Source organism: Dryocola clanedunensis (assembly GCF_038405435.1).
Lineage (GTDB): Bacteria > Pseudomonadota > Gammaproteobacteria > Enterobacterales > Enterobacteriaceae > Dryocola > Dryocola clanedunensis_A.
Genome location: NZ_JBBYHZ010000002.1, coordinates 261,604 through 278,339 on the forward strand (window position 1 = coordinate 261,604; position 16,736 = coordinate 278,339).

16 protein-coding genes are annotated in these 16,736 nt (G+C 56.5%); 9 read left to right on the top strand and 7 right to left on the bottom strand.

Annotated elements, in window-relative coordinates; translation table 11 throughout:
* Window positions 1–294: 294 nt before the first annotated feature.
* The 7 genes from sapF to pspF all read right to left on the bottom strand — a co-directional run bounded on the left by sapF (window position 295) and on the right by pspF (window position 8,879).
* Entirely contained in the window at window positions 295–1,101 is an 807-nt protein-coding gene (gene sapF / locus AAE045_RS05280) for a putrescine export ABC transporter ATP-binding protein SapF (protein WP_455546786.1), read from the bottom strand.
* Window positions 1,101–2,093, bottom strand: a complete 993-nt coding sequence (sapD, locus tag AAE045_RS05285; protein WP_455546787.1) for a putrescine export ABC transporter ATP-binding protein SapD — start codon at window positions 2,091–2,093, stop codon at window positions 1,101–1,103. Before sapD ends, sapF begins: the two co-directional genes overlap by 1 nt.
* Entirely contained in the window at window positions 2,093–2,983 is an 891-nt protein-coding gene (gene sapC, locus AAE045_RS05290) for a putrescine export ABC transporter permease SapC (RefSeq protein WP_455546788.1), read from the bottom strand. The genes sapD and sapC overlap by 1 nt, the downstream gene beginning before the upstream one ends.
* The gene (sapB, locus tag AAE045_RS05295) at window positions 2,970–3,935 is read right to left on the bottom strand and encodes a putrescine export ABC transporter permease SapB (RefSeq protein WP_455546789.1); all 966 of its coding nucleotides are present in this window, start codon (window positions 3,933–3,935) and stop codon (window positions 2,970–2,972) included. The genes sapC and sapB overlap by 14 nt, the downstream gene beginning before the upstream one ends.
* A complete protein-coding gene (gene sapA / locus AAE045_RS05300; RefSeq protein WP_455546790.1) occupies window positions 3,932–5,572 on the bottom strand; it encodes an ABC transporter substrate-binding protein SapA in 1,641 nt (546 codons plus the stop codon). The genes sapB and sapA overlap by 4 nt, the downstream gene beginning before the upstream one ends.
* Before the next feature lie 177 nt (window positions 5,573–5,749).
* Entirely contained in the window at window positions 5,750–7,669 is a 1,920-nt protein-coding gene (locus AAE045_RS05305; RefSeq protein WP_455546791.1) for a tyrosine-protein phosphatase, read from the bottom strand.
* A gap of 214 nt (window positions 7,670–7,883) precedes the next feature.
* Entirely contained in the window at window positions 7,884–8,879 is a 996-nt protein-coding gene (gene pspF, locus AAE045_RS05310; RefSeq protein ID WP_455546792.1) for a phage shock protein operon transcriptional activator, read from the bottom strand.
* Window positions 8,880–9,052: 173 nt separating this feature from the next.
* Here pspF and pspA point away from each other — a divergent pair, with 173 nt between their 5' ends.
* The 9 genes from pspA (at window position 9,053) to AAE045_RS05355 (ending at window position 16,729) form a co-directional block, all read left to right on the top strand.
* Window positions 9,053–9,724 (top strand): phage shock protein PspA, encoded by a 672-nt coding sequence (pspA, locus tag AAE045_RS05315; protein WP_455424534.1) that lies wholly within the window; start codon window positions 9,053–9,055, stop codon window positions 9,722–9,724.
* Window positions 9,725–9,784: 60 nt separating this feature from the next.
* Window positions 9,785–10,009: a phage shock protein B gene (pspB, locus tag AAE045_RS05320; protein ID WP_455424533.1), complete on the top strand. Its 225-nt coding sequence runs from the start codon at window positions 9,785–9,787 to the stop codon at window positions 10,007–10,009.
* Window positions 10,009–10,368: an envelope stress response membrane protein PspC gene (gene pspC, locus AAE045_RS05325; protein ID WP_455546793.1), complete on the top strand. Its 360-nt coding sequence runs from the start codon at window positions 10,009–10,011 to the stop codon at window positions 10,366–10,368. The genes pspB and pspC overlap by 1 nt, the downstream gene beginning before the upstream one ends.
* Before the next feature lie 106 nt (window positions 10,369–10,474).
* Entirely contained in the window at window positions 10,475–10,708 is a 234-nt protein-coding gene (gene pspD, locus AAE045_RS05330) for a phage shock protein PspD (RefSeq protein ID WP_455546794.1), read from the top strand.
* Between the two features lie 198 nt (window positions 10,709–10,906).
* Entirely contained in the window at window positions 10,907–12,589 is a 1,683-nt protein-coding gene (locus AAE045_RS05335; protein ID WP_455546795.1) for an alpha-amylase family glycosyl hydrolase, read from the top strand.
* Between the two features lie 16 nt (window positions 12,590–12,605).
* Window positions 12,606–13,898 (top strand): ABC transporter substrate-binding protein, encoded by a 1,293-nt coding sequence (locus tag AAE045_RS05340; protein ID WP_455546796.1) that lies wholly within the window; start codon window positions 12,606–12,608, stop codon window positions 13,896–13,898.
* Window positions 13,899–13,915: 17 nt separating this feature from the next.
* A complete protein-coding gene (locus AAE045_RS05345) occupies window positions 13,916–14,788 on the top strand; it encodes a carbohydrate ABC transporter permease (RefSeq protein ID WP_455546797.1) in 873 nt (290 codons plus the stop codon).
* A complete protein-coding gene (locus AAE045_RS05350; protein ID WP_455546798.1) occupies window positions 14,785–15,630 on the top strand; it encodes a carbohydrate ABC transporter permease in 846 nt (281 codons plus the stop codon). The genes AAE045_RS05345 and AAE045_RS05350 overlap by 4 nt, the downstream gene beginning before the upstream one ends.
* Before the next feature lie 49 nt (window positions 15,631–15,679).
* Complete coding sequence (locus AAE045_RS05355; RefSeq protein ID WP_455546799.1) at window positions 15,680–16,729, top strand: zinc-dependent alcohol dehydrogenase; 1,050 nt, start codon at window positions 15,680–15,682, stop codon at window positions 16,727–16,729.
* The last annotated feature ends 7 nt before the right edge of the window (window positions 16,730–16,736 follow it).

The following is a 16,736-nucleotide window of genomic DNA, read 5'->3' on the forward strand; positions in this document are numbered from 1 at the left end:
TCTGCTAATTTATGACTTTAGAATCATGATGTTACTGATTGCTGGTCACAATTATTCAACACGAAACCGAAATTATATCCCACTGACGCCGGGATGTGTCACGTTATTTTTCCAGGGCGTGCCGAGTGGTTAACACCTCGCCAGAGGTCTGAACAGCTGTGCTGCGCTTATCCGGCCTGGGAATAATGTTGGTGTGGGATGGTTTTGCCGGATGGCGCTGCCGCTTATCCGGCCTACAAACTACGAATAGGGTTGCTGTTGTAGGGGGGATAAGCGCCAGCGTCATCCACCGGGTTAGCGGTCTTTACGCCACGCATCCGCCGTCAGCGCTTCGCCGAAGTGGCTGGCTATCAGGCGTTTGGTCAGGTCGTGAAGCGGGGAGGCCAGCACGTCGGCGGTTGCGCCGCGCTCAACCACTTCGCCCTGATGCATCACCAGCACCTGGTCGCTGATGTGCTTCATCATGCCGATATGCTGGGTAACGTAGATATAGGCGATACCCTGTTTCTCCTGCAGCTCCAGCATCAGGTTGATTAGCTGCGAGCGCATCGACATATCCAGCGAGGCCAGCGCTTCGTCAGCGATGATCACCTTCGGACGCAGGATCAGCGCGCGGGCCAGGCCCAGACGCTGTTTCTGCCCCGGCGCCAGCATGTGCGGATAGTAGCTGGCATGGTCCGGCAGCAGCCCGACCAGACGCAGCGTCTCGACGATCTGCTTCTGCCGCGCCTCCGGCTCCATATCCGTATTCAGCCGCAGCGGAAAATCCAGAATCTGGGATATACGCTGGCGCGGGTTCAGGGACGTGCTTGGGTCCTGGAATATCATGCGGATATGCTGGCTGCGGTAGGTGTAGTCCCCGTAGTGCAGCGGGTGATCGTCAATCACCAGCTCGCCGCCGGTGGGTTCAATCATGCCCGCCAGCATCTTCGCCAGCGTCGATTTCCCCGACCCGTTCTCGCCAATAATCGCCAGCGTTTGCCTTTCGCGCAGGGTAAAGCTCAGCGGCTTCACCGCTTCCACGTGCTGGCGGCGGAACAGGCCAGTTCGGTAGCGAAACGTCTTACTTAAATTACGCACTTCGAGCAGCGTTTCGACCATTACTGACTCTCCATATTCAGCGGGAAATGACAGGCGTAGAGATGCGTTTTCGGCCCGTCAAGGCGCGGTGTTTCTATGCATTTACGCTGGGCGTAAGGGCAGCGCGGCCCGAGTCGGCAGCCGATGGGCAGATGCTCCAGCAGCGGGATAGCGCCCGGCATAGTATTCAGGCGGCTTTTGTGCGGCATCGAGCTGCCAAAGTCCGGAATAGCTCTTATCAGCGCCTGGGTATAAGGGTGGTGCGGCGTGGCAATCAGATCTTCGCTGGTGGCACTCTCTACCGTCTGGCCGCAGTACATGACGTTGATTTTATCCGCCCACTTGCTGAGCATCTGCAGGTCGTGGCTGATAAGCAAAATCGTGGTGTTGTTGTACTGGTTAAGACGGGTGAGCAGCTTAAAGATCTGCGACTGGGTGGTCGGCTCCATGGCGTTGGTCGGCTCATCCGCAATCAGCAGGCGCGGCTGGTTTGCCAGCGCAATGGCAATCATCACCTTCTGGCATTCGCCGTCGGTCAGCTCATACGGATAGCTGCGCATCGCGTCTTTGTGATCTTTAATGCCCACGCGGTGCAGGAGCTCAATTGCACGACGCTTGCGCCAGCCGAAACGCTTCCACCAGCGGCCTTTATAGGTCCAGCCGGGGATGTTCTGCGTGAGCTGCAGGCCCACTTTTTCGGAAGGGTCGAGACAGGACTGCGGCTCCTGGAAAATCATCGACACGTTATGGCCCACCAGGCGGCGGCGCTCCCGGGCCGACAGGCGAAGCAGGTCGATGTCATCGAAGCGCATGCGGTCGGCCGTAATGCGCCAGTTATCCTTGGTGACGCCGCAGATAGCTTTGGCGATCAGGCTCTTACCCGATCCCGATTCCCCCACCAGACCGCGGATCTCGCCTTCGTTGAGCGTCATACTCACGCGGTCAACGGCCTTCACCCAGCCTTCGGAGGTCATAAATTCAATCGTCAGATTGCGGATATCAAGTAGCGGCATTATTGCACCCCCGCGTTAATCGCACGGCGCAGCCCGTCGCCCAGCAGGTTGACCAGCAGTACGCTAATCATAATTGCCGCGCCCGGAAGCATGACGGTCCAGGGCGCAACATAGATCAGCTCCAGCGCATCACCCAGCATGGCTCCCCATTCCGGAGAGGGAAGCTGCGCACCGAGATCCAGAAAGCCCAGCGCGGCGATGTCCAGAATCGCCATCGACAGCGCACGGGTCACTTCCGTGACCAGCGTCGCGGCGGTATTAGGCATCACCGCAAACCATAAAATATTCAGCGTTGACGCCCCGTCAAGGCGGGCGGCAACGACATACTCTTTTTCCAACTCGTCATGCACCGCGCTGTAGACCGAGCGTACCATGCGCGGCAGCAGCGCCAGCCAGACGGCGAACATGGCATGAATCAGATGCGGACCGGCAAAGGCGACCACGATAATGGCCAGCAGCAGCGACGGAATGGACAGCAGCGTATCCAGAATATGATTTAGCACCGCAGAGCGCAGGCCGTGAGTTGCACCGGCGAAAACCCCCAGCACCACGCCAAAAATAGTGGCCGCAAGCGTTACCACGAACGCACCGCCCACGGTCGGTGCCGCGCCGCTCAGCAGGCGACTTAACACATCGCGGCCCAGATCATCCGTCCCCAGGAAGAAGGAGACTTCCCCGTAGCGTGACCATGACGGCGGCAGCAGCTGGTAGCCAAGGAACTGCTGATCCAGGCCATAGGGCGCAAACAGCCCGCCGAACACGCACAGCAGGACCAGCGCGCCGCAGCCGTACAGGCCAATCATCGCCGGGGTATCGCCATAGAATTTGCGCCAGGTCAGGCGCAGCGTACTCGGCGGCCGCTTCTCGCGATAGACGCTATCGTAAGGCATACCATTCCTTATGTTTCAGCGGGTTAGCCATAGCACCCAGAATATCGGAAATCACGTTAACGACGATCACCAGCGTGCCGACCACCATCACACCGGCGGAGATCGCCGCATAGTCCTGCTGGCGAATGGCGTTGATCAGCCAGCGGCCCAGGCCCGGCCAGCTGAACACCACTTCGGTGATCATCGCCAGCGTCAGCATGGTCGAAAACTGGAGGCCCAGACGTGGGATCACCGGAGGAAGCGCGTTGTGCAGCACGTGGCGGTGCAAAATTGTCAGACGCGATAATCCGCGCGTGGCGGCAGCGCGGATATAGTTTTGATCGAACACTTCAATCGTGCTCAGGCGCATCAGGCGAATAACTTCGGTAGTCGGAGCCACGGCCAGCGCAACGACAGGCAGCACCATATGGCGCAGGGCGCTCATGATCATCTCTTCGCGGTAGGGCGAGTCGGAAAGCCAGGCGTCAACCAGCGCAAAACCGGTCACGGATTTTACTTCATAGAGCAGATCAAAGCGGCCGGAAACCGGCAGCCAGCCCAGCGTCAGGGAGAAGAAAAGCGTCAGCAGCAGGGCAAACCAGAAGACCGGAATCGAGAAGCCCACCAGCGCCAGCGCGCTAATGAGCTGATCCTGCCATTTATTCCGGGTGATGCCCGCCAGCATGCCGACAGGAATACCAATCAGCAGCGCCAGGCCAAAAGCAAGGATGCAGAGTTCCATAGTCGCCGGGAAGACATCCCGCAGCTGTTCGTTGATGGACTGGCCGTTAATGCTGGAAACGCCAAAATCCCAGTGCAGCAGGCTCTCAAACCAGAACACCCAGGCGTTCCACAGGGAAGCCCCCTGAAGCGGCGCGTGCGGGGTGAAATAGCTCAGGCTGAAGCTGACTATCGCCAGGAACAGCAGCGTGATGAGCAGCAGCAGCAAACGTCTTAGGGTGAAGATGATCATGGTTTTTTCACCTCTACGTCCTCGCGGGAGACCCCGGCAAAAGATGCGTTACCAAACGGGCTGAGCACAAGACCTTTAATATCATAACGATAGGCCTGCAGGCGCAGTGACGAGGCCAGCGGCAGCACCGGCAAATCTCTCGCCAGAATATTTTGCGCTTCGTCGTAGGCTTCGATACGGGAAGCGAGCTGCTGGGTCGCAAGCGCCTTCTGCAGCACGGTATCAAACTCAGGGTTACACCAGCGAGCATAGTTGGTCTGCGAGCGGATAGCGGCGCAGCTCAGCATCGGGCGAAAGAAGCTGTCCGGATCGTTGCTGTCCGTCGCCCAGCCCGCAAGGGTCAGATCGTGGTTCATGTCCATCAGGCGCGCTTCCTGGAAACGCCCCTCGACGGGCACGATAATCACCTTCACGCCAATCTGCGCCATGTCCGCCTGAATCAGCTCGGCGGTTTTCAGCGGGCTTGGGTTCCAGGCCTGGGAGCTGGTCGGCACCCACAGGCGCAGCTCAAGATTGCTGATCCCCAACGCTTTCAGGCGCTGACGCGCTTTTTCAGGATTGTATTCAGTAATTTTCGCGTCGCTGTCGTAGGCCCATGAGGCGCGGGGCAGAATAGACGCGGCGGTTTCAGCCGTACCGTAATAGATGGACTGCATCAGACGCTGGTTATTAATGGCCAGCGCGAGAGCGTGGCGAACGTCCGGGTTGTTCAGCGGTGCTTTATTCGTGTTGAACGCGAGATAGGCGATGTTCATGCCCGGACGCAGGGTCAGGCGCAGGCGCGGGTCGTCGCGCAGAATCGTTAGCTGGCTGGCGGCAGGATAGGCCAGCACGTCGCATTCGCCGGTAAGCAGTTTGGACAGTCGCCCGGTGCCGCCGGAGCCTAAATCAAGCACTACCTGCGGCATCAGCGGCACGCCGCGCCAGAACTTAGGGTTACGGGCCAGGCGAACGTACTGCCCGGCACGGTATTCGCTAAGCTGGAACGGACCGGTGCCGACCGGCTGGCGGTCCATCAGCTCCTGACGATCGATTTTTTCGAGCTGCGCCGCATATTCTGCCGACATTACCGAGGCGTAGTGGGTCGCCATATGCCACAGGAACGAGGCGTCCGGCTTCTCGAGCTTAAACTCAACGGTGTTGTTATCGAGCTTGCGGACGCTTTTCACCGAGTCCGGGAACTGGAGGCTATCGAAATAAGGGTAATTGCCGCCGTTGATGTTGTGCCACGGATGCTTGCGGTTAAAGATACGCTGGAAGCTGAACACCACATCGTCGGCGTTCAGGGCGCGGGTGGGTTTAAACCACGGCGTTGTCTGGAACTGCACGTTCGGGCGCAGGTGGAAACGGTAGGTCGCGCCGTTATCCAGCACCTCCCAGCTTTGCGCCAGCTCCGGCACCAGGCGATAGGTGTAAGGATCAACGTCCAGCAGGCGGTCGAACAGCTGTGCGGCAAGCGTATCGACGGTCAGGCCGCCGCTCGTCATCTGCGGATTAAAGGTATTGACCTGGCCATTAACGCAATAGACAAACCCACTCTTGCGAATGTCGTCGGGCTTCTGGTCAGGCGTCGCTGCGAGCGCCACGCCGCTGAGGCAGCTCAGACCCAGTAAGAGAGAGGGAATAATTCCGCGCATAAGTTTTTGAGTTTTCAAAGGTGATAGCCAAAGTGTATCGCACTCTGCGGAGCTTCCCAAAATATGTCAGGTCGTTTTGCTTTTTTTATAAACAAAGCCCGGAAAAAAGACCGGGTTTTGCTGTTTTTTGCGGCGAAGCGGGCGTTCTGAACTGGCCAGAACGCCGCTTAAAACAATTCAAAAGGCGTAGCTGGCCGTCAGCGTGCCGTTAAATCCGGTGCTGCTGTCATCTGCCGCCAGCACATTTGCCCCCGCCGCCAGCGTCAGATTTCCCGTGGTCGCGCTGAGATTAATGCCCGTTTTGTAGAGATTTTTGCTGTTATACGCTGAAACCTGATCCACATTGATGCCGTACAGCGAAGCGTGGGAGGTCATCTGCGCGTCATCCAGCAGGCGTTCGTAACCGACGTTAATGCCCGGCGTCAGCGCCCAGCTACCCGGCGTGAACGGCTTCAGGTGGATATCCAGATTGCCGACCAGGCTGGTTTGCGTCTCGTTTGTGCCGTCCACGTCCAGCGCTACTTCGCTGTTTGTTTCCTGCAAGCCCTTGAGATTCAGATGCGTGACCTGTACGCCAAGACTTGGGTCAAACGTCACGATGCCGGGAACAAACCAGCCAAGGCCTGCGCGGGCGCTGTAAAACTGTCCGCTGCTGTCGCCACGCGCGGAGTCAAAACCGCCGCCGGGACGGCGCTCGCTGTCGTAATCTACGTAGCCCGCCGTGCCCTGTAAGGTACCGTACGGCCCGTCCTGTAAAGAGCGCAGGGCGTAGCGTCCGCCAAGGGTGATAAACGTCGAATTTGTTTTTATCTCGTCGGCATTGCTGCTTACCGTACCGTGGCTGTAACCGATGCCGCCGTTGACGGAGATCTGCTCGTTTGCCCGCCAGGTGCTGCCCACGATGGCCCCGGCGGAATGTTCGTTGCTGCTGCTCCGGGCGCTGTTGCCATCGGTACCCAGGTAGCTGTCCATTCCGGTCATCCAGACGGAGGCCGAGCCAACGGCTAATGTGTTGCCCGCAATCCACGGCGATAATTTGTCGTTAATCTGCGAAGGCGCACGCAAAAGATAGCTCGCCGCGTCGGCATAAACCTGCCCGCCGATGCGTTTTTCCATGCCGCCAAGCGAACCGCCGTCAATCGCCGATTGCAGATAGTAGTTGTAAGCGGTGTAGCGGCCGGAAAGCGGGGAGTCCTGTAGCGCGTTCAGAAACGCAGCGCCCGCCGCGGCGTTGCCCGTGAAGCTCTGCTGGCCGGGCAGCTGCGCGTAGCGAACCATCTTCGCCCGCAGAACGTAAATGGTTGCCTGATCCAGTCCCAGACCCTCTTTAAGATAATTATCGACGGTGCCATAGCTGATCAGGATCTGATCGAACCCTGCCTGCAGCCAGCTGGCCTGTACTCCCATCAGCGTGCGGTAGGTTTCGGCCACCGAGGGAGGAAGTGCGGCGACGGTCGCGTTAATTCTGGCGGCGGTGTACTCGTTGGTCGCCAGATAGTTTTGCATGATGTCGGCGGAGCCAACGCCCGCGATGGATTGCAGAATGGCTGCCGTCCAGCCCGTGCGGTCTTTGCCCGCCGTGCAGTGGAACAGCGCCGCGCCGTCCGCCCCGGCAAGTTCACGGAAAACCTCGTTCAGCCCCTGGCGGGCGTAGCTGCTGGTAACGAAACTCCGCTCGCCGTCCTCCATCATGGCGTTGACGCCAGCGGGAGTCAGGCCAGCGAGGGAGCTGGTAATGCTGCTGGTGCTGCCAGAGTTGCCAATCAGATCGACGTTAACGTATCTGGCACCGGTGGGCAGCGTATCCGGCGTGGTAGCAATTTCTGCTGGCGTGCGTAGATCCACAACGCTGGTGATATTCAGCGTGTCCAGAACGGCCAGGTCAGACGGGGTCGGCGTGACTGCATTGGATCTGTAAAACACACCCTGACGCATAACGCCGTCGTTGGCGGTGGCGTAAGCCGTTGTCGTCCCAGCCACATCGCGAAAGTTATCCATACCCTGGAGATGAGGGGTATTCAACGCAGTATCGGCGGCCTGAGCACCGCAGCACAGCAGATAAACGATTGTTGCGGCGTAGGTTTTCTTGAGTTTCAAAAAGCAATCCTTATCAAAGTTAGGCAAGCGGCGCCGATTGTAGGATTGCTTTGTTAAGGAAATGTTGCAGCGTGGCGAGGGGGATGCTAAGCAGGCTAATTAAGCGCTCAGAAAATATCTGAAAAGCGCGCAAAAGAAGCGAGTTAAGGTCAGTTAACTGAAAAGCAAAGAATATAACGACTGGCTGACAGCGTATGCCAGCCATAAATTTTTATTATTGCTCCGCCGACGGCGTGACATCGTGCTTCCTGAGCAGGGCGCGCAGCTGGTGGTAGGTAAGACCCAGCAAATCTGCGGCCCTGCGCTGGTTGTATTTCGCCTGGAGCAGGCTGCGCTCGAGCAGCGTTTTTTCCTGTTCGTTCTGCCAGCCGCGCAGGTCCAGCGGCAGCTGAGGAAGAGTGTCAGCGCTGGTTTCAGCTACGTGGACAAACGTCGCCTTTCGGGCAAACGGGTCGAGAATAACCTCGTCAACCTCTTCTTCACTGCTCCCGTGGCGATAAACCGATCGCTCAACCACGTTTTTTAATTCGCGAATATTGCCCGGCCAGCCGTAGTTCAGCAGCGTCTGCTGCGCCTCTTCGCTGAAGCCGGGGAAGAGCGGGAGCTGCAGCTCGCGGCACATCTGAATGGCAAAGTGCTCGGCCATCAGCATGATATCGGGCTTGCGTTCGCGCAGCGGGGGAAGGGTAACGACGTCAAACGCCAGCCGGTCCAGCAAATCCGCGCGGAATTTACCTTCTTCGGCAAGCTGCGGCAGATCGGCGTTAGTGGCGCACACCAGCCGCACGTTTACCTGCAGCGGCTGGCTGCCGCCCACGCGCTCCAGCTCACCGTATTCCACCACGCGCAGCAGCTTCTCCTGCACCATCATCGGTGCGGTTGCCAGCTCATCCAGGAAAAGCGTTCCTCCGTCGGCGCGCTCAAAGCGGCCCGGATGGCGCTTTTGCGCTCCGGTAAAGGCCCCGGCTTCGTGGCCGAACAGCTCGGAATCAAGCAGGTTGTCGTTCAGCGCCGCGCAGTTCAGCGAGATAAACGGCCCCTGCCAGCGGCGGGACAGGAAGTGGAGGCGGTTGGCGATCAGTTCTTTACCGGTGCCACGCTCGCCGATGACCAGCACGGGCTTCTCCAGCGGCGCCAGGCGCGAAACCTGCTCCAGCACCTCGAGGAAGCTGTTTGCCTCTCCGATCAGATTATCTTTGTGTTCTGCCATGGTGAAATTAACCAACTGTTAGCGAATAAAACCACTATAGCCGCTGCGCAATCAGAGTCAAATTTTATGCTGCCTTTTAAAATCAATAAGATAAAAAGTTGGCACGGAGATTGTATTAATCTTATCGAGCAAGGTGCCAGGCACCGAAAATAATGACTTAAGAGGATTGAATTATGGGTATTTTTTCTCGTTTCGCCGACATCGTGAATGCCAACATCAACTCGCTGCTGGAAAAGGCAGAGGATCCGCAGAAGCTGGTACGCCTGATGATTCAGGAAATGGAAGACACGCTCGTTGAAGTGCGTTCCACCTCGGCCCGCGCGCTGGCGGAAAAGAAACAGCTGTCCCGCCGCGTAGAGCAGGCAACGGCCCAGCAGGCCGAATGGCAGGAAAAAGCCGAGCTGGCGCTGCGTAAGGATAAAGAAGATCTGGCCCGTGCGGCGCTGATCGAAAAACAGAAATTAACCGACCTGATTGCCACCCTGGAAGATGAAGTGGTTCACGTCGATGAAACCCTGGCGCGTATGAAAAAAGAGATTGGCGAGCTGGAGAACAAACTCAGCGAAACCCGCGCGCGCCAGCAGGCATTAACGCTGCGCCACCAGGCTGCGTCCTCTTCCCGTGATGTTCGTCGCCAGCTCGACAGCGGCAAGCTGGATGAAGCAATGGCTCGTTTCGAATCCTTCGAACGTCGTATCGACCAGATGGAGTCGGAAGCGGAAAGCCACAGCTTCGGCAAGCAGAAAAATCTCGACACCCAGTTTGCCGAACTGAAGGCCGACGATGCGATCAGCGAGCAAATTGCGGCGCTGAAGGCGAAAATGAACGGTCAGGATCGCGGTTAATTATTAATGCTGCGGCTGCGCATGACGCGCCGCAGCTCGTTCGACTTGTAAGGAGTACACATGAGCGCGCTTTTTCTGGCCATACCGTTAACGATATTCGTGCTGTTTGTCGCCCCCATCTGGCTGTGGCTGCACTACAGCAACCGCTCAGCGGGCGGCGAGCTGTCGCAGGGTGAACAGCAGCGGCTGGCGCAGCTTACCGACGAGGCGAAACGCATGCGTGAACGTATCGTTGCGCTGGAGCAAATCCTCGACGCTGAGCACCCGAACTGGAGAGACAAATAATGGTGAATTCATTTTCCGGTCGTAAATTGTGGCGTATCCCTGAGAAGGGGATGCTGAAAGGTGTTTGCGCAGGTATTGCGCAGTACCTGGACGTCCCGGTCAAACTCGTACGCCTGATCGTTGTGTTATCAATGATTTTTGGCCTGTTCTTCTTCGTCATGGTGGCCTACATCGCCCTGGCGTTTATTCTTGACCCGATGCCCTACGGTGCGGATCAGGTAAAGCCGCAGCCGACCAGCCGCGATCTGCTTGATGAAGTGGATGCGGAGCTGGCGGCGGGCGAGCAGCGTTTGCGTTCGATGGAGCGGTATATCACCTCTGATACCTTCACGTTACGCAGCCGTTTTCGCCAGCTTTGAACTATGTTGTAGGGCGGATAAGCTAGCGCCATCCGCCACGCCGTAGCGGTGGATGGCACGTTGTTTATCCACCCTACGAAATTTCCACCCTGCGGAGAAAAAAACCATGACAACATTTCGTACAGCCAGCCAGAAAGCCAAACCCGGCCTGAAAATCGCCGGCAAACTGGTTCTGCTGGTCGCTCTGCGCTATGGCCCGGCGGGTGTAGCGGGGTGGGCAGTTAAATCCGTAGCGCGCCGCCCGCTGAAAATGCTGCTGGCGATGACCATCGAGCCGATGCTTGCACGCATGCTGCGTAAAGTTTCTGCTCGCTATAACCGTTCTTCATCTGTGAGATAAATCTTAAACAATATTTGCCTCCCTTCACGCCTGGTTTTTTCCTCCGTTTCATCTTAAATTTGCGGTGCCTCACAAATCTTTATCATAAGGCACCGCATTTTTGTTTTTTCCCGCAAAACACGCCCGCCTTCCGTTGACAGAAATTTTAACCGGGAGTAGTCTCGCCTCTCGTGGTACCGCTCCCATGAGAAAATTAAAATGACTCAAATTATGTATTTGTTAACGGCTATCTACGGTGAGGAAGCTAATAATGCTTTCACTGACGCCTTTATTTCCCGCATAGAAAAAGCGAAAAGCCTGAATTTTCAGAGAAGGAAAAAGGGGTGGGATGAAAATGATGTAGTTCTGATTACCTACGCCGACCAGTTTCATCGTGGCGATGAGAAAACTCTGGGCGTTCTGCGCGATTTTTATAATCGGCACCTGCACGAGCAGTTTTCACACATCCACCTTTTACCTTTTTACCCCTGGTCTTCCGACGATGGTTTTTCGGTAATAGATTATCATGCTGTAGAGTCCGCTGCCGGAGACTGGCAGGAAATAAAACGCCTCAATCAGTCAGCAAAATTAATGTTTGATTTTGTCTGCAATCATATTTCGGCGAAAAGCAAATGGTTCAGGGGTTATTTAGAGAATAAACCTGAATATCAGAATTTCTTTATCTCCGTGGACCCGTCAACTGACTTATCGGCCGTGACCCGCCCGCGCGCGCTGCCGCTTCTTTCGCCTTTTACCCTGGCGGATGGCACGCAGCAGCATATCTGGACTACCTTCAGCGACGATCAGGTCGACCTTAATTTTGCCAACCCGCAGGTGCTGCTGGCGATGGTTGACGTGCTGATCCATTACCTGCAGGAAGGGGCAGACTACGTGCGTCTGGACGCCGTGGGCTATATGTGGAAAACCATAGGTACGAACTGCATTCACCTCGAGAAAACCCATCTGCTGGTGAAGCTGTTCCGCGCGGTAGCTGATGAGATCGCGCCGGGCACCGTGCTGATTACCGAAACCAACGTGCCGCACAAAGATAATATCTCCTATCTCGGGAACGGCTATGACGAAGCCCAGATGGTGTATCAGTTTCCGCTGCCGCCGCTGGTGCTGCACGCTATCCATACCGGTTCAGCGAAGGTGCTGAGCACCTGGGCTGCTTCACTGAGCGCTGACACCAGGGGCAATACCACCTGGTTTAACTTCCTGGCATCCCACGACGGCATCGGGCTGAACCCGCTGCGCGGCATTCTGCCGGAAGATGAAATTCTGGCGCTGGTTGCCGACCTCCAGCAGGAAGGGGCGCTGGTGAACTGGAAAAATAATCCTGATGGAACTCGTAGCCCATACGAAATAAACGTCACCTATATGGACGCGTTAAACCGCCGCAATAACAATGATGAAGAGCGCCTTGCCAGATTTATTCTTGCCCACGCTATTTTACTCGTATTCCCCGGCGTGCCTGCGATATATATCCAGAGCGTTCTGGGATCGCGTAACGATTATGCTGGCGTAGAGGTATTGGGATATAACCGGGCAATTAACCGCCAGAAATACGATCTGCCTGATATTGAAGAGCAGCTGCAGGATGAAAATTCTCTGCGGCATAAGGTCTGTCAGAAATTATTGCAGCTGATTTCCGTCAGGAAAAACCAGGCGGCCTTCCATCCCGACAGCCATTTCACAGCCCAGAGTCATGCTGACAATATTCTGATTGTTCAACGAGGGGCGAAAGACGGCAGCAGCATCCTTGCCCTGTTTAATCTTAGTAATAAAGCCCAGCCATATCCTCTGGCAGATAAAAATTATCGCGATCTGCTAACGGGTGAAGTAATTAACGGTAGCCAGAATTACGAAATGCAGCCTTATCAGGTGTTATGGCTTAGTTAACTATAAGGAAATAACGATGAAAACATCCACAACGGTGCTGTTATCAGCACTGGTAGCCGCTGCTTTGCTCTCGGGTTGTAAACAGGACGACGAACAGCAGGTCACCATTGAATTTATGCACTCTTCGGTCGAGCAGGAGCGCCAGGCGGTTATCAGCAAACTGATTGAGCGCTTCGGTAAAGAAAACCCGCATATCGTCATCAAGCAGGTTCCGGTTGAGGAAGATGCTTACAACACCAAGGTGATTACCCTGGCCCGCTCGGGTTCACTGCCCGAGGTGATTGAAGTCAGCCATGACTACGCCAAAGTGATGGACAAAGAACAGCTCATAGACCGCGATGCGGTGAAATCCGTGGTTGCTGGAATGGGGGAGGACAGCTTTTACGATGGCGTACTGCGCGTAGTCCGAACCGAAGATGCCACCGCGTTTACAGGTGTGCCCATCAGCGCATGGCTGGGCGGCATCTGGTATCGCAAATCAACGCTGGCAAAGGCCGGAATAAGCGAGCCGAAAAACTGGACTGAACTGCTTGATGCCGCCCGCGCGCTGACCGATACCAAAGCTAAAAAATACGGGATTGCGCTGCCTACCGCCGAAAGCGTAATGACCGAGCAGACGTTCTCTCAGTTTGCGCTTTCCAACGGCGCTAACGTCTTCGACGCCGCGCAGAACGTGACCGTAAACTCTCCGGAAATGCTGGCTTCCCTTAATTATTACCGTGAGCTTTCACAGTACACGATGCCGGGCTCCAACGACGTCATGGAAATCAAAGACGCCTTCATGAACGGCACCGCGCCGATGGCCGTCTATTCGACCTACATCCTGCCCGCTTTCTATAAAGATGGCACTCCGCAGGATCTGGGGTTTGTCGTGCCGACGGAAAAATCCCCGGCGGTTTACGGCATGGTGACCTCGCTCACCATCACCGCCGGCCAGAGTAAAGAAGAGACCGAAGCCGCGAAAAAATTCGTCGCCTTCCTTGAGCAGGCGCAGAACTCGGCCGACTGGGTTCTGATGTCGCCGGGTGCCGCTCTGCCGGTCACCAAAGCCGTGGTCCAGACCGCGAGCTACCGGGATAATCCGGTGATCAAAGCCTTTGGCACGCTGCCCGCTGAACTGATTGCGCAGTTCCCGAACGTGCAGGTGTTTGGCTCGGTAGGGGAGAAAAACTTCACCCGCATGGGCGATATCACCGGCTCGGCGATCCTCAGCGAAATGGTCAACCAGGTCACCGTTGGCAAACAGCCTGCCGGTCCGGCGCTGGACAAAAGCCAGCAGCGCATCGTTGAGCTGATGAAACAACACTGACACCAGGATATCTCATTATGAAAAAGTGGTTATCTGGCCGCTCCGATATGCCGTTCGCCATGATGCTGCTCGCTCCCAGCCTGCTGCTGCTGGGAGGGCTTGTCGCCTGGCCGATGCTGTCGAATATCGAAATCAGTTTTCTGCGCCTGCCGCTGAATCCGAACCTGGGCGCGCGGTTTATCGGCCTGGAAAACTATATCAACATTCTTACCGATGCGGCTTTCTGGTATTCGCTGTGGACGACGTTCTGGTACACCGCTTTGGTGGTGCTGGGCAGCACGGGGCTAGGGCTGGGCGTGGCGCTATTTTTCAACCGTGAGTTCCGGCTGCGCAAGACGGCCCGTTCGCTGGTGATCCTTTCCTACGTTACGCCGTCGATCTCGCTGGTATTTGCCTGGAAATATATGTTCAACAGCGGCTACGGCATCGTGAATTACCTCGGCGTCGATAAGCTGCACCTGTTCAATGAAGCGCCGCTGTGGTTTGACAACCCCGGCAGCAGCTTCTTCCTGGTGGTGCTGTTCGCCATCTGGCGCTATTTCCCCTACGCCTTCATTTCGTTTCTGGCGATTTTGCAGACCATCGACAAATCCCTGTACGAGGCGGCGGAAATGGACGGTGCCAACGCCTGGCAGCGGTTCAAAATCGTCACGCTGCCCGCCATTATGCCGGTGCTGGCAACGGTGGTGACGCTGCGCACCATCTGGATGTTCTACATGTTTGCCGACGTCTGGCTGCTGACCACCAAAGTGAACATCCTCGGCGTTTATCTCTACAAAACGGCCTTTGCTTTTAACGATTTAGGGAAGGCCGCGGCGATCTCCGTGGTGCTGTTTGTCATCATCTTCGCCGTGATCCTGCTCACCAGAAAACGGGTAAACCTCAAATGACCGCAACTAACCGCAAACTGCTCGGGCGCGTGGGCTTTTATCTGGGGCTGGCGCTGTTTCTTATCGTCACGCTGTTCCCGTTCTTTGTCATGCTGATGACCTCTTTCAAAAGCCCGAAGGAGGCGATCTCGCTGCACCCGACCATTTTTCCCCAGCACTGGACGCTGCAGCACTATATCGACATTTTTAACCCGACCATTTTCCCGTTTTTGACCTATTTCAAAAACAGCCTGGTGGTGTCGCTTACCTCTTCGGCGATAGCGGTGCTGATCGGCATTCTCGGAGCCTATGCGCTCTCTAAGCTGCGCTTTAAGGGGCGGATGACCATCAACGCCAGCTTCTACGCGGTGTATATGTTTTCCGGGATCCTGCTGGTGGTGCCGCTGTTCAAAATCATCACCGCGCTCGGCATCTACGACACCGAAATGGCGCTGATTATCACCATGGTGACCCAGACGCTGCCCACCGCCGTCTTCATGCTGAAAAGCTATTTCGACACCATCCCGGACGAAATTGAAGAGGCGGCCATGATGGACGGGCTGAACCGGCTGCAAATCATCTTCTATATCACCGTGCCGCTGGCGATTTCCGGCCTGGTATCGGTGTTCGTTTACTGTTTCATGGTGGCCTGGAACGACTATCTGTTTGCGTCCATTTTCCTCTCCAGCTCGGCGTACTTCACGCTGCCGGTGGGTTTGAGCACGCTGTTCAGCACGCCGGATTACGTCTGGGGAAGAATGATGGCCGCCTCGCTGGTCACGGCGCTGCCGGTGGTGGTGATGTATGCGCTTTCGGAACGCTTTATTAAGAGCGGATTAACCGCGGGCGGCGTTAAAGGTTAAGGCAGTGGTTGGGTGGCAACACCCGTCTGAAAATTCAACGGAGTAAGAAATGAAAAAGTTAGTAGCAAGCGCGCCGCGCGTAGCGGCCCTGGTCGAGTATGAAGATCGTCCGGTAGCGGCGCACGAAGTAAAAATTAAGGTTGCCTTTGGCGCGCCAAAACACGGTACGGAAGTGGTGGATTTCCGGGCGGCCAGCCCGTTTATCGACGAAGAGTTCTCCAGCGAGTGGAACCTGTTCGTGCCGCGCGCTGAAGGTGCCGCTCGCGGCATTGAGTTTGGCAAATTCCAGCTCGGCAATATGGTGGTGGGCGAAGTTATCGAACGGGGCAGCGAAGTAGAGGAGTATCAGATCGGTGACCAGGTCTGTACCTATGGCCCGCTTCAGGAAACCGTGATTGCCAACGGCGTCAGTAACTACAAGCTGCGCAAAATGCCCGCCGGTGCGAGCTGGAAAAATGCTGTCTGCTATGACCCGGCGCAGTTTGCCATGAGCGGCGTTCGCGACGGCAACGTGCGCGTAGGGGATTTTGTGGTGATAGTCGGGCTTGGCGCAATCGGCCAGATTGCCGTCCAGCTGGCGAAAAAAGCCGGGGCGGCCATCGTCATTGGCGTCGATCCCATCGCCCACCGCTGCGAAATCGCTAAACGCCACGGCGCGGACTTCTGCCTGAACCCAATTGGCACCGACGTCGGGCTGGAAATCAAAAAGCTGACCGACAGGCTTGGCGCCGATGTAATCATCGAAACCAGCGGCAACAGCGACGCGCTGCAGTCCGCGCTGCGCGGCATCGCCTACGGCGGCACCATCTCGTATGTCGCCTTCGCGAAACCTTTCCACGATTTCAATCTTGGCCGCGAGGCCCATTTCAACAACGCGAAAATTGTCTTTTCACGCGGCAGCAGCGAGCCGAACCCTGAATACCCGCGCTGGGACCGTAAGCGCATCGAGCAGACCTGCTGGCAGCTGCTGATGAACGGTTACCTCAACTGCGAAGATCTCATCGACCCGGTGGTCAGCTTCCATGACAGCGCCGAAAGCTACATGAAGTACGTCGACCAGCACCCTGATTTGAGCATCAAAATGGGCGTCACCTTTTAACCTGAAC

Bases quoted from the DNA above. Each gene is read 5' to 3' on its own strand.
- sapA (WP_455546790.1), bottom strand. From the start codon at position 5,572: ATGCGCGGAATTATTCCCTCTCTCTTACTGGGTCTGAGCTGCCTCAGC.
- pspA (WP_455424534.1), top strand. From the start codon at position 9,053: ATGGGTATTTTTTCTCGTTTCGCCGACATCGTGAATGCCAACATCAAC.
- pspB (WP_455424533.1), top strand. From the start codon at position 9,785: ATGAGCGCGCTTTTTCTGGCCATACCGTTAACGATATTCGTGCTGTTT.
- pspC (WP_455546793.1), top strand. From the start codon at position 10,009: ATGGTGAATTCATTTTCCGGTCGTAAATTGTGGCGTATCCCTGAGAAG.
- sapB (WP_455546789.1), bottom strand. From the start codon at position 3,935: ATGATCATCTTCACCCTAAGACGTTTGCTGCTGCTGCTCATCACGCTG.
- pspF (WP_455546792.1), bottom strand. From the start codon at position 8,879: ATGGCAGAACACAAAGATAATCTGATCGGAGAGGCAAACAGCTTCCTC.
- AAE045_RS05340 (WP_455546796.1), top strand. From the start codon at position 12,606: ATGAAAACATCCACAACGGTGCTGTTATCAGCACTGGTAGCCGCTGCT.
- AAE045_RS05345 (WP_455546797.1), top strand. From the start codon at position 13,916: ATGAAAAAGTGGTTATCTGGCCGCTCCGATATGCCGTTCGCCATGATG.
- AAE045_RS05355 (WP_455546799.1), top strand. From the start codon at position 15,680: ATGAAAAAGTTAGTAGCAAGCGCGCCGCGCGTAGCGGCCCTGGTCGAG.
- sapD (WP_455546787.1), bottom strand. From the start codon at position 2,093: ATGCCGCTACTTGATATCCGCAATCTGACGATTGAATTTATGACCTCC.
- AAE045_RS05335 (WP_455546795.1), top strand. From the start codon at position 10,907: ATGACTCAAATTATGTATTTGTTAACGGCTATCTACGGTGAGGAAGCT.
- pspD (WP_455546794.1), top strand. From the start codon at position 10,475: ATGACAACATTTCGTACAGCCAGCCAGAAAGCCAAACCCGGCCTGAAA.
- sapC (WP_455546788.1), bottom strand. From the start codon at position 2,983: ATGCCTTACGATAGCGTCTATCGCGAGAAGCGGCCGCCGAGTACGCTG.
- AAE045_RS05350 (WP_455546798.1), top strand. From the start codon at position 14,785: ATGACCGCAACTAACCGCAAACTGCTCGGGCGCGTGGGCTTTTATCTG.
- sapF (WP_455546786.1), bottom strand. From the start codon at position 1,101: ATGGTCGAAACGCTGCTCGAAGTGCGTAATTTAAGTAAGACGTTTCGC.